The sequence below is a fragment of the Bacillus sp. 0209A genome, assembly GCF_036765095.1.
GTDB classification, from domain to species: Bacteria; Bacillota; Bacilli; order Bacillales; family Bacillaceae; genus Bacillus; species Bacillus subtilis_G.
Map to the genome: position 1 here is coordinate 1 of NZ_JBAIZV010000003.1, position 12,940 is coordinate 12,940.

General features: G+C 42.2%; 10 protein-coding genes, 1 tRNA gene and 2 pseudogenes. 3 read left to right on the forward strand and 10 right to left on the reverse strand.

The annotated features are described in order from the left end of the window. The 4 genes from V6D44_RS10485 to V6D44_RS10500 form a co-directional block, all read right to left on the reverse strand. Positions 1 to 2,199: non-ribosomal peptide synthetase (locus V6D44_RS10485; RefSeq protein WP_333516492.1), on the reverse strand; the 2,199-nt coding region annotated here is incomplete at its 3' end. Between the two features lie 317 nt (positions 2,200 to 2,516). Continuing rightward, complete coding sequence (dacB, locus tag V6D44_RS10490) at positions 2,517 to 3,992, reverse strand: D-alanyl-D-alanine carboxypeptidase/D-alanyl-D-alanine endopeptidase (protein WP_087991915.1); 1,476 nt, start codon at positions 3,990 to 3,992, stop codon at positions 2,517 to 2,519. Positions 3,993 to 4,025: 33 nt separating this feature from the next. Then, positions 4,026 to 5,003 (reverse strand): aldose 1-epimerase, encoded by a 978-nt coding sequence (gene galM / locus V6D44_RS10495; protein WP_087991914.1) that lies wholly within the window; start codon positions 5,001 to 5,003, stop codon positions 4,026 to 4,028. Positions 5,004 to 5,134: 131 nt separating this feature from the next. Next, a complete protein-coding gene (locus V6D44_RS10500; RefSeq protein ID WP_333516493.1) occupies positions 5,135 to 6,526 on the reverse strand; it encodes an MATE family efflux transporter in 1,392 nt (463 codons plus the stop codon). A gap of 287 nt (positions 6,527 to 6,813) precedes the next feature. Between V6D44_RS10500 and iseA the strand changes: the two genes are divergently transcribed. Continuing rightward, positions 6,814 to 7,359 carry a DL-endopeptidase inhibitor IseA gene (gene iseA, locus V6D44_RS10505; RefSeq protein WP_202327551.1) on the forward strand — a complete coding sequence of 182 codons (546 nt, stop codon included), beginning with the start codon at positions 6,814 to 6,816 and terminating at the stop codon, positions 7,357 to 7,359. Between the two features lie 86 nt (positions 7,360 to 7,445). Here the strand turns inward: iseA and V6D44_RS10510 are convergent. The 6 genes and pseudogenes from V6D44_RS10510 to V6D44_RS10535 all read right to left on the reverse strand — a co-directional run bounded on the left by V6D44_RS10510 (position 7,446) and on the right by V6D44_RS10535 (position 10,373). Further along, positions 7,446 to 7,518 (reverse strand) — tRNA-Arg (locus V6D44_RS10510). A 51-nt stretch (positions 7,519 to 7,569) separates the two neighbouring features. After that, complete coding sequence (locus V6D44_RS10515) at positions 7,570 to 8,115, reverse strand: site-specific integrase (RefSeq protein WP_087991911.1); 546 nt, start codon at positions 8,113 to 8,115, stop codon at positions 7,570 to 7,572. 316 nt (positions 8,116 to 8,431) lie between these two features. Continuing rightward, positions 8,432 to 8,662 carry an excisionase family DNA-binding protein gene (locus tag V6D44_RS10520; RefSeq protein ID WP_087991910.1) on the reverse strand — a complete coding sequence of 77 codons (231 nt, stop codon included), beginning with the start codon at positions 8,660 to 8,662 and terminating at the stop codon, positions 8,432 to 8,434. A gap of 132 nt (positions 8,663 to 8,794) precedes the next feature. Then, positions 8,795 to 9,036 (reverse strand): annotated as a pseudogene (locus V6D44_RS10525) (IS6 family transposase); the annotation flags it as partial. 161 nt (positions 9,037 to 9,197) lie between these two features. Then, positions 9,198 to 9,734 (reverse strand): methylated-DNA--[protein]-cysteine S-methyltransferase, encoded by a 537-nt coding sequence (locus V6D44_RS10530; protein WP_087991909.1) that lies wholly within the window; start codon positions 9,732 to 9,734, stop codon positions 9,198 to 9,200. 15 nt (positions 9,735 to 9,749) lie between these two features. Further along, positions 9,750 to 10,373: a bifunctional transcriptional activator/DNA repair enzyme AdaA gene (locus V6D44_RS10535; RefSeq protein WP_087991908.1), complete on the reverse strand. Its 624-nt coding sequence runs from the start codon at positions 10,371 to 10,373 to the stop codon at positions 9,750 to 9,752. A 203-nt stretch (positions 10,374 to 10,576) separates the two neighbouring features. Here V6D44_RS10535 and V6D44_RS21100 point away from each other — a divergent pair. Next, positions 10,577 to 10,842, forward strand: a pseudogene (locus tag V6D44_RS21100) (Tn3 family transposase); the annotation flags it as partial. A 185-nt stretch (positions 10,843 to 11,027) separates the two neighbouring features. Continuing rightward, complete coding sequence (gene ggt / locus V6D44_RS10540; protein WP_087991907.1) at positions 11,028 to 12,791, forward strand: gamma-glutamyltransferase; 1,764 nt, start codon at positions 11,028 to 11,030, stop codon at positions 12,789 to 12,791. Positions 12,792 to 12,940: the final 149 nt, after the last annotated feature.

The window sequence follows — 12,940 nt, forward strand, 5'->3', positions numbered from 1 at the left end:
CGCCGTATGGGGCGCAAGCGGTTCACCTCCGGCGAATACACGCTTCAGGCTTGTCCCGTCACCCAACGATTCCATTTCCGCTTGACCCAGAAAGCTGTTCAGCATAGCCGGAATAAAATGAACCGTCGTCACTTTTTCCCGATGAATGGATTTGACGATCAATGCCGGGTCTTTCTCCCAGCCGGGCGGAAGCAGATAAGCCGAAGCGCCGGAAAGCGCCCACCAAAACAGCTGCCAGACAGATGCATCAAAGGAAAAAGAGGTTTTCACCATGACAATGTCCTCTTCCTGAAGCGGAAATTGATGCTGCATACCGGTCAGAAAGGAAACAGCCTGGCGGTGCTCAACGGCTACTCCTTTTGGCTGTCCGGTGGAGCCTGACGTATAGATGACATAGGCGAGAGAACCGCTGTCAGCGGGAGCAAACATATGACTTTCTGCTTTTTCGTTCGCAAGAGATGCTATGTTAACTTCAAGTGTCTCTCCGGAGAAGTTCGGTGCGGAACATCTCGGCTGCGTCAGCAAGAGAGCTGCGCCGCTGTCTTTCAGCATGTAGCTCAGCCGCTCCTCTGGATATGCAGGATCAAGCGGCAAATACGCCCCGCCTGCTTTCAATACGGCAAGTACAGCTATCAGCATGTCAGGTGACCGCTCAGACAGGACACCGACGATGCTTTCCTTGGTGACGCCGCGTGCCGCGAGGCGCGCGGACAGCCGGCTGGCATACATGTCAAGCTCAGCATATGTCAGCGAACCGCCGGAAAAACGGATGGCTGGCCGCTCCGGTGTGCAAGCCGCCTGTCGTTCAAACAGCCCGTGAAGGGTTGGGGCTTTAGGCACAATAGCTTCTGTCTTGTTAAACTCATTCAATAATTTTTGTTTTTCTCTTACATTGGTCATATCTAATTCTTTTATGAAACTGTGCGGATGTTGAAGGGCGTTTTCCAGCAACGTAAGCAGATGGTGCTGTATTCGTTTAATATCTTCAAGAGAAAATAAGATATTTTGATAGTCGAAATTTAAATGTATGGTTCCGTTGTCTATCCGTTCCTGTATTTGAACAGAAAGCTCGTTCGCGGTGGATCCGCTGAAATAAAGCGCCGTTTCATAGTCAAAACCGTCTGCTTTGTGCCATTGGAGCGGCTGATACTGCATAGATATACCGATAAGGTTGTGTAATTCTTTCCGGTCTTTTCTTAATTCATTCACCAGCAAATTATAAGGAAACCGTTGATGACGCATAACGGAAAGCTGTTCCCTGCCTACTCTGTGGACAAAGGAAAGAAAATCTTCATCAGGATCAACCGTTATTCTGATGGGAAGAGAACTGACAAACATGCCGAGCATTTCTTTTTCAGCCTTTGACCCTCTGTTGCCATAGTAGGTGCCAATGGCAAGATCTGTTTTAGAGGTGATCCGGCTGATGCATATGTAAAATGAAGCCATAAATAAGGAAATGATATTGATCTTTTGTTCTTCGCAAAAGATTCGAATCGTTTGCCCTAGATGAGGTGAAAGTGTGATGGTATCTCTGGATGCGGATGTGCTCTGTTTTTGTAAGGACGTCTGGCCGGCTAACGAATGGTATTCCGGCGGCTGCTGAAAGGTTTGACTCCAAAATAAACGGTCCTTTGCAAAACGTGAAGATTGTAGATATTGACTCTCTTTTTCGATGTAGCTCAAGTAAGAAGGTTGAGGCTGATCGGGTAAAGGATCTTGCTTTTTTATTTTTTGATAAAGGTCTATAATTTGATTTCCCATCACATTTAAGGAGATGCCGTCCATTATAATATGATGGAATTTCGCAAACAGCCAAACCTCATGAGTGTGGATTCTTAGGAGATGAAATTGATAAAGGGGCGAGTTGAACAGTTTAAATGGGATTCTCGCTTGATCTTGTATCCATTGCTCTATTTCTATCATTTCAACATTTGAAAAATCTATTATTCCAAGTGAAGTATATTGATATTCAGTAAGATACAGGCGCGGTTCAAGCTCCTCTCCTTCTAGCAGTTGAAACCTAATGGCGTCATTGCGGGAGATGGAATGATTCAACGCTTCCTCTAGGTCATCAAGATCAATATTGCCTCTGAATTTCACACAGGCCGTGAGATTGCAAATGCCGGTGCCTGGCTCCAGCAATTCGGTAAACCACACTCTCCTTTGGGCATGGGTTAAAGAATAAGTATGTTCGCTCAACGGATTCCCTCCAGTTCTTTATAATAAGAGGATAAGAAAAAAGCAGAAAAATGACGATAAAAGTAATTATATGACTATATAATCCTTATATGGACTATATTAACGGATTTTTTTTAAAGTACAATGAAAAATATTAAATTTTTATAACATTTTTTTGAATATAGTATTATTTCTTTAGGTTAATTTTCTTTTTTTATCATTTTTTTGAACATTAAGTGATAAAAGTACCGTTTTATGTCAGGTCTTACATACTGTTTTTGATCATTTATGGGAGACATAAAAAACCTGTTTTCGCTTGGAAAACAGGTCTGCCGCTATTATTGATTTGCTAAGATGACAGCGATTTGATCCTCAATATCTTTTCCATCCTCGTCATCAATCAATCCGTTTAGAAGAATAGAGAAAACAAGGGTTTTTCCGCTCTTGGTTTCTGCGTACCCGGATAGAGAGCTGACCGTACTTAGCGATCCGGTTTTTGCCCTTATTTTTCCTTGTGCAGGAGTGTCGTTCATGCGGTTTCTCAGCGTTCCGCCTATCATTCTGTCACTATTGCCCGCAACAGGCAGAGAATTTAGATACGCTGAGAACCATTTTTCATCTTGAATGTCATATAACAGCTTTGAGATTTGGTCGGAGGATACAGCATTAATATGAGAGACTCCTGATCCGTCTCTTAAGACCAGTGATTTGGAATCAACACCACATTCCAGAAGCGTACTGTTTAATACTTCGAGCCCCTTTTCCCAGCTCCCTTCTCCTTTTTCCGCTTTCCCCATCTCTTTTACGAGCACTTCGGCATGTCCATTATTGCTTAGTTTCAAAAACGGAACAAATAGTTTTGACAAAGGCATTGAACGATGAGAGATTAACACGTCTGAGGAACCGGTCGTATTGCCCCTCATGACGTTCCCTTTTACAGTAATCCCTTGTTTTTTTAGTGCTTGCTTAAATAAATCTAAAGCATATCCAGACGGCTCCCAGACAGCAATCCATTCCTTTGTCTTGCTTGCGTCAACCGGTACGCTACCCTCAATTGTGATCGTGTTTGTCCCATGCTTTCTTTCGATCGTGAGGTCCTTCTTTTGACCATCCGCAGCCGTTTCAGCATTGTTCTTAATCGTTACATAATCCGTTTTCGGAGATACAGAAACGGCAGGCTTTTCCCCTTCTTTTTTACCCGGGGTGACCTCTACAATCACAGTGCCTGCATCATAGTCTTCATTTGGAGACACTGTTAAAGCGGAAATTTGAGCGCCGTAATACGTGTATTCATCACTCCACGGTAAATCAGGTGATAATCGCTTGTCATTATACCACGTATCATCACCAATCAGATTGCCTTTAATCACTTTCACGCCGGACTGTTTCAATTGCTCAGCCATTTCTTCAAAATCAGCTGGTAAAAGTGTCGGATCCCCCTTCCCTTTCAAATAAAGGTTTCCATTCAGTTTTTTTCCTTTGAGGATGCCGTCTGTCCGGACCTCGGTTGTAAAGGAATAGTCCTCGCCAAGAACAGTAAGTGCCGCGGCCGCAGTCAAAAGCTTCAGAGAAGAGGCGGGCCTCATTCGGACGTCTCCTGAATGCTCATATAGAACAGCGCCTGTATCTGCAGAGCGAACGGTGATGCCGGCCATTGCGCCTTCGAGTGCAGGATGATCAGCTAAAACCTTATCGATCTGCCCGGCAAGTGCATCGTGTTTATCAGCCGCTTGCGCAGCCTGATGCATATAAGGCACCGAAGCAACGACGAATAGCAACAAAATAGCAACATATAGCTTTATGCTTTTTTTCATTATTTACCCCGCCTCTCTGCGCCTCATCATAGGTTATTGATGATTCAGTTCAATGGTGATACTGCTTTTGGCTGTCGTTTTTTCTCCCGGCTCCAGCACTTGTAAACCAGTGAGCGATGAAGGCAAATCAAGATTCACTGCGTTTGTCACCCATGTGTAAGGTTCAGGGCATAAATACCCTTGTTTTGCGTCCGCATTGTATACAACCCAATGTTTAAATTGTTCATCTGCCTGATATATAATGCTTAGATGTGCATGCTGATGATAAATGACTGCCTGATTTTCTCCGCCTCTTTTCTGATAAGCAGATAAAAAGACATCATCCAACTGCTTGTGGCGCAAATCCATCCCTTCATGCAAGTCTTCTTTATTCGGTACATCCATCAGCTTCCCAGTCGGCAGCAGGCGTTCATTCAACGACCATTGCTGATCGGCTGTCAGGGAGAATAACGAGCTTTCTTCCGGAAAAACAAATGTAGTATGATAACCGATCCCCCAAGGAAACGCTTCCTTTCCTTTGTTCATGACCGTTGCATGTTTAAATAGAGTATTCCCCTTTAGCGTATATGTCATCCGAACGACGGTATGATGAGGAAATTGCTTATATACATGGGGAAGCTCTGAAAGATCAATTTCCGTTTCAACGATCACTTCTTCATCAGTTTGCTTCATGGTCACTACGTTCCACTTTTCCTGATAAAGAAACCCGTGAAGATGGTTGTGTTTATCTTTTTCGTTGATATCAAGATGATACGTTCTGCCCCGGAAACTGAATGTGCCGTCACTTATCCGGTTAGGCGGAAACAGGATCGGAATTCCATACAATGTTGGTGTGTGGCGGAAGTTTTCTGCTGTTTCTGGTTCTCGCAAAAGCTGGATCTTTGTTGTTTTGTCCACGAGAGAAATGACGTTGCTCCCCCACTCGGGAACAACAATTATTTCTATATGCTCGTTGCCCGCTTTGATGGCAGGTGTTGCTAAATACGTAATCTTCTCAATGTAGTTTGACATGTAACTCAACCTCTCCTTGATTCATTGCTTGTATAAGAATTCAATGTACTGTGCCATATTTCCTCCATTTGATGTTCTCTCGATCAAATAAAAACACACCGTTCAACATTTGAACGGTGTGTTTCGTGAGTCTATTGGATGAGACGTGTAATTTGTTTCTTTTTCCACACGAATTGATAATACCCATAAATCAACAACAAGCTGACAGCAAACGCAGCCGGATAGCCAACCCAGACGCCGAGTATCTCGAGTTTTGTGTAGTGGGAAAATACGAATGCAACAGGCACCTCTACTCCCCAGATGGCGAAAATACTAATAACGGTCGGCCATAAAACCGTTCCGCTTGCGCGCATCGCCGCAGAAAAAATTTGGGCATTTCCAAACAGCAAATAGCTCCACAATGTAATCATCAAGAGACGATGCGCGATGTAAAGTGTGTCTTTCTCGGTTAAAAATAACGCTAAAATCTGCTGTGAAAACACATAGATCAGAATGATCAATACGCCGCCAATAATATAATTCAGCCAAATTCCGACGCGAATGACCTGCTTCAAGCGGTCAAACTCGTTCGCTCCGATCGATTGCGCGGCGAAAATAGACACCGCAATGCCGAGGCTGACGGCCGGCATTTGCACGTAGCTGGCTACCTGGTTGACCACGCCATATGCAGCTGTCGCATCAGAGCCGTAGTGGTTGACGAATGAAATAACCGCTATCTCTGATAATGAGACGAGAATCATATTGATGCTTGATGGAATCCCAAGGCGCAGCAGGAGAGCCAGCAGTTCCTTATCCATTTTCAAATAGCGCCGCACCGTTTTATCAAATTGCAGCGGATGGTTTCGTTTTCGCAAATACACCATTAAAACGAGAAATGTCGCAATCGTGGAGATGACGGTAGCATATGCGGATCCGTATATGCCCAGTTTCGGAAAACCGAACATACCAAGGATTAAGACGGGCAAAAGCGCTATGTTGATGACCGTGCTCACAATCAGCGTATAAAACGGTGTCTTAGAATCCCCTGTTCCGCGCAAAAATGTTGTATACGCAAAATATAAAAACATAAACGGCATAGCGTAAAATAAAATACGTGCATAGCTGGCGCTGACATGAATAACATTTTCAGGTGTACCCATTAAACGAAGAATATCCAAGGTAAAGATACTGCCGATGACGGCTAACACAACCCCTAATAAAAACGTAAACGTGAGCGTCGTTCCGACAACAGCCTTTAACCGTTCCTCATTCTTCGCCCCGTAGGCTTGTCCGATCAGGATCGAACTTCCTGAACCGATTCCAATTGTAAATGAGATTAAAAGAAAAAATAACGGGAAAAAGGATGATACAGCTGCAACCGCATCAACACCAAGCCATCTGCCTACAGCCATCATCCCGACTAACTGGCCTATTGATTGCAGCACGTTGCTTAGCAGAAGCGGCACTAAAAAGAGTGACATAGACCGCCAGACAGATGGATTGCTTTTCTTCTGGGTTACAAGTTGTTCTTGTGATGTTTCCATATTGAAGGACTCCTTTATTTGAATTCGTTTGTAAACATGTCCCCATTCTTTTGACAAAAACAGGATATGCAACATGTTATTATTCATCACTGTCCATATGAAACCCTTCCCGTTTCTTCTAATTTTACACATCTTTTTAGCTTATGAAGAATAAACTAGCAAGTAACAGTCTATTTCTTTGTGAGTAAAAGAACAAAAAATAATTTATGCAAAAGTATTGTAATCTATACGTAATTATTGTAACATTTGTAATATAAGAGAAAGAGATTTTGAAGGAGTGGACCACAATGAAAAAATGTCTTCTATTTCTAACAACGATTGCACTTATTCTGTCATTAAGCACAAATGCATTTGCGAAACATACATCAGGCGATTTATCACAAAAACAAGCTCTGGAGCTGGCATTATCAGCAAGAGAACACTTTTGGAACACAATGAGCGGGCACAATCCAAAAGCAAAAAAAGCAGTTTGCCCATCAGGCACATTCGAGTATCAAAATCTTCAATATGTGTACATGTGCAGTGATCTAGGCACTAAAGCAAAAGCAGTGAATTACTTAACTCCTATTTTTACAAAAACAGCAATCGAAAAAGGCTTTAAAGATTATCATTTCACTGTTTCTAAAGGAAAACTTGCGGTTCCAATCGGCGATGGAGATAATCTTTTGAACTGGAAAAAATCAACTGCTAAACTGATCTCTAAAAAAGGCGGCGCAGTCACATACGAATTTACTGTTCCTGCTTTAGATGGGTCACCTGCAGCGAAACGAAAAGTGACATTTGTAAAAGAAAATAAAAAATGGAAAGTTACTCAATTTGACGCAGTAATATAAGAAAAACGCCCGGCATAAGCGGGCGTTTTTTATTTGAAATAAAGAAAGACAACAGACGAGTAGTCCATTGTCTTATTGTCATATAACGCTCTAGGAGAGATTCGAACTCCCGACCTGCAGTTTAGGAAACTGCTGCACTATCCGCTGTGCTACTAGAGCTTTTGTATTTATATAGTAGCTCTGATGATCAATATTTTCAAGCCGTTTGTATTAAAGCCCTCCAAAAACCTTATACGCGGCCCTTGTCGTATCTTCATCTATACCGATATACCGCATTGTAATCGAGGGTGATGAATGATTCAGTATTCTCTGCAGCTCGGCGATATCTTTTGTCCGCTGATAAAAATGATAGCCAAACGTTTTCCGGAGCGTATGCGTCCCTATCTCCTCAAGTCCGCATGCCGCGGCGGCCTCTCTTAAAATTCTGTAGGCCTGAATCCGGGAAATCGGCTTTCTGGTTCGGACAGATTTAAAAAGATATTCGTTTTCCTTCATATCTTTCGTATACTCGTATATTTCCTGTTTCAGCGATTCTAAAATAAGAATCTTTCTTTTCTTTTTCGTTTTGCTTTCAGTCGCCCATAAATGATCCTTATTTTTAACGTCCTTCACTTGCAACGGCAGAATATCAGAAATACGGAGCGCGCTGTTGATGCCGAAAATAAACAGAAAGTAATCCCGCTTGTTTTTGTTGAGCAGATACCGTTTTACATCTTGAATTTTTTCTAAACTGCGAATCGGCTGTACAATATGCATCAAAAAAACTCCTTAAAAACAGTTATGTAACGTTTTGAGGTCTATGTTACTATTATAGCTGAAAAATGTTGAATGTCAAAGTGCGGCGGCATTTATGTAACATAATATACATAGTGTTACATAAGCAGGTAAGGAAACTTTCAAACTCCCCCTTCCTATAAAACAGCATTTAAATCCTCATATAAAGCTTTCAACCTCTTCGATACTTATCACTCTAGGTGTTGTCAAAAAACCTCTTAAAACAAAATCTGACGCTTCTGTTTTTCTGACTCACCCAAAAAAATATACAAAAAAAGACACAATATGAAATTGCGTCCTAATCCTCATCCTTTACATCAATATCTTCCGGGATCGGTTCATTTAATATTTCCAGCACGAGTGCTTTGTAATTCTCCAGCTGTTCAAGATGCGTTTTGAACTGTCCCTTATAAATCAAAAATTGCTCACCGTCATGAACGGCCCTGATGTTTCCTTCGAGCACCAAACTTTTAATATAATCCTCTGAAAGATTTGCATATTCAGCTGTTTCTTTAATCGTTAAATACATATAGCAGTCCTTTCTTAATCCGTATACTGATTCTAATATAGCACATGGCTCATAACAATTTAAGAGTATATAGGGTTCTTGGTGCAAAATTAAAAGAGAATAAAGCACATAGATTTCTAACAAAATCGTAACTTATGCTGCAAGTCGAAATAATTGATGGATGAATTCTTTTGTATAGCTTCTACTCCAGAAAGGATGGATCTAAGCTGCGCAAAACATTTGAACCCTAGCATAGAACGGATTCGCGCCTTTATAAAGCGATAATCGTTATTCAAGTACTTTTTGTTGTCTAAGTTGCATATCCCCAGGTTGCTTTTTTCTTTCTGTTCAATTGCCGTAGGATAAGCAGAGTTCTTATCGACTGTTATCAAACGTGAAAGACCGCCGTATGATGCCAACCTGTGGGAGTATGATCATATTTGTACTCCCCGATTCCACTAAACCATATCGTTTCATGTCGATGGTCTTGTGATATAGGGAATCGTCTTCAAACCTTTGATGTAGTTGAGTTCGGCTAAAGATGCTATATGTCTGATCAGACAAGTTGTATGTTTGCGAAGCCTCGTTCAAGTTCCAGCAGTCGCGTTTTCATTTCCATTCCGCCGCGATAGCCCGTCAGCGATCCATTTTTGCCGATAACACGATGGCATGGAACAGTAATGAGGATCGGATTCGTTCCAATGGCCCTCCCAACGGCCCGAACCGCAGTCGGTTTTTGAATTTGTTGAGCAATATCCGAGTAGGAGCAAGTTTGACCGTACGGAATATCACATAGTGCCTTCCATACGGCTTCCTGAAAAGGTGTGCCGCGATAAAAGATTGGAATGGTGAACCGATTGAGCTTGCCTTGAAAATAATGAACAAGCTCATCTGCAAAAGATTGCAATTTTTCGTCATCTCGAATCAGGTCGTTTCCAGGCAAATAATGATTTGCCCATTTCACCAATTCTTCGAATGGCTGATTTTGTGATCCGACAAAACATAGACCATCATTTGTTGCGGCAATGTACATCTTCCAGTTTTCATAAGAAAACAAGGACCAATAGAGAGAACTGCTTTTTTTAGCTCCCATTCGAAAAAGCCTCCTTCAGTGTTGTTTTTGCCGTCTACGGTAAGCTTCCGGCGTTTGTCCGGTTTTCCTCTTAAACAGCGTGATAAAATATGATGTATTGGAAAGTCCGATAGACTCACCAACTTTAGAAACTGGGGCATCACACGTAGTCAATAACATTTTCGCCTTTTCTATTCGAACATGCTGGATGTAGTCCACTGGGGTCATGCCTTTGAGTTTTTTAAAGGTTCTATGCAAGTGATAAGGGGTACCATGACTCAGAAACGCAAGGACTTCGAGCGTCAACTTTTCATCACAGTGGCTATCCACATATTCGGTTATGAAAGCAATCCACTCCTCATCGGGCAATCTTTGCCCTGTTGGCTTGCACCGTTTACAAGGACGAAAATGTGCGGCTAGTGCCTGATCAGCAGTTTCAAAAAAGCCAATGTTTTCTCTTTTGGGTACTCTTGATTTGCAAGAAGGGCGACAAAAAATCCCTGTTGTTTTCACTGCATAAAAAAATCGGCCGTCATAAGAAGCATTATTATCAACAACAGCCTGCCATTGTTCATCAGAAACAGGGGCAGGTAGAATTGGACTGTCACATTCTGGTTGTTGATTAGTTCGGTTTGAATTCGTTTTCCAATCGTATGTCATTTTGAATCACCTCTAGCTTCAGTATAAACCCGGAAACCCTCAAAGCAACTTATTGAAAGCATTTTAGAATGTAACAGCAAGATAACGAAATGACAATGACGAGTTGTTATGTAATCATACATAGTCTGATTCATATAATTGGAGAGGTTCAAAAATCTGTGGAGCCCAGGTATCAGGTCTGAGGTTTGAATTCACCTCGTCACCGGAGCCATATTTTTTGGAAGAGTGGAAAGTGTAGAGAGCGAGCCCTTCAAGATCAATTGCTGCGAACCAATGCTTCATATTATAATTAATGCTATAAGATGTGAAATATAGTCTATATGAAAAAGCTGAACGAAGGTGAATTTCGAGAGGGCTAATGCCGTATATATGGCCTTTAAGTTGGGAACACATCAATTTCTTAGGAGAATACAAGTTTGAGGGATTACATTCAACAAGTTTATATCCCTTACGTCCTTTAAGTAAATAAAGAGCCGAATTTGCTTAGCGTGGGTTTTTCTGAAATGCTGGCGGCATGGCTCATAACAATATAATCATTTTCGCACAGAAAAACGGGTGAATGTTCTATATAATATACCATTTGTCACTTGTGAAAACGCTGTAAGTTTTTTACGCTAAGATTGTAACATAATAGCTTGATATAGGAGGGAGAACATGAAAAGAACGTGGAACGTCTGTTTAACAGCTTTGCTTAGTGTTCTGTTAGTCGCCGGAAGTGCCCCTTTTCACGCGGAAGCTAAAAAGCCGCCCAAAAGCTACGATGAGTACAAACAAGTAGATGTAGGGAAAGACGGCATGGTTGCCACCGCGCATCCTCTCGCTTCGGAAATCGGTGCTGATGTGCTGAAAAAAGGAGGAAATGCCATTGACGCAGCGGTCGCCATTCAATTTGCACTCAATGTAACAGAGCCGATGATGTCAGGTATTGGCGGCGGCGGTTTTATGATGGTGTATGACGGAAAAACTAAGGATACAACGATCATTGACAGCCGCGAACGTGCTCCAGCAGGCGCAACGCCCGAAATGTTTCTCGATGAAGACGGGAAAGCGATTCCTTTCTCTGAACGTGTGACAAAAGGTACTGCCGTCGGTGTTCCGGGTACGCTGAAAGGGCTGGAAGAAGCTCTGGATAAATGGGGAACCCGTTCAATGAAGAAATTAATTTCCCCTTCTATTAAACTCGCTGAAAAAGGCTTTCCGATTGATTCTGTGTTAGCAGATGCCATTTCCAATTATCAGGAAAAGCTAGAGCGTACTGCCGCAAAAGATGTATTTTTGCCAAATGGCGAGCCGCTTAAAGAAGGCGATACATTGATTCAAAAGGATTTGGCAAAAACGTTTAAGCTCATTCGCTCAAAAGGCACTAACGCTTTTTATAAAGGAAAATTTGCCAAAGCACTTTCTGACACAGTGCAGGATTTCGGCGGATCAATGACGGAAAAAGATTTAGAAAATTACGACATTACAATCGATGAACCCATTTGGGGAGACTATCAAGGCTATCAAATCGCCACTACCCCTCCTCCAAGCTCTGGCGGTATTTTCTTATTGCAAATGCTGAACATACTTGATGATTTTAACCTTTCACAATACGATGTCCGCTCATGGGAAAAATATCAACTACTTGCTGAAACGATGCATTTGTCTTATGCGGACCGTGCATCTTACGCAGGTGATCCCGAATTTGTAAATGTTCCCCTTAAAGGCCTGCTTCACCCCGATTATATTAAAGAACGCCAGCAACTTATCAGCCTAGACCAAGTGAATAAAAAACCGAAAGCCGGTGACCCTTGGAAATACCAAGAAGGATCCGCAAACTATAAGCAAGTCGAACAGCCAGAAGACAAAGTAGACGGCCAAACAACACACTTTACAGTTGCCGACCGCTGGGGAAATGTTGTTTCCTATACAACGACAATTGAGCAGCTATTCGGAACGGGTATTATGGTCCCTGATTACGGCGTCATTTTAAACAATGAACTAACGGATTTTGATGCGGTTCCAGGCGGAGCTAACGAAGTTCAGCCGAACAAACGGCCTTTAAGCAGCATGACCCCGACGATTTTATTTAAGGATGACAAACCTGTCCTCACCGTCGGATCTCCTGGCGGGGCCACCATTATTTCATCCGTATTGCAAACCATCCTCTATCACATTGAATACGGCATGGAATTAAAAGCAGCTGTTGAAGAGCCGAGAATTTATACAAACAAGATGAGTTCCTACCGTTACGAAGACGGAGTTCCTGAAGAAGTCCTCAGCAAACTAAACGGCATGGGCCACAAATTCGGCAAAAGCCCGGTAGACATCGGAAACGTACAAAGCATTTCTATTGACCATGAAAACGGCACCTTTAAAGGCGTAGCTGATTCAAGCAGAAACGGCGCGGCGATCGGCATTAATTTAAAATGTAAATAAAAAGAAAAAACTGTACTCGTTTTAAACGGGTACAGTTTTTTTGTCTGCAGACTTTATATAATACGCTTCAGTGATACCTGATAAAAATCTCGAAATGCCAAAAGGATGCCGACTTTCTCGGAAATTGCCTGTGCTCTATGTTCAGCTTA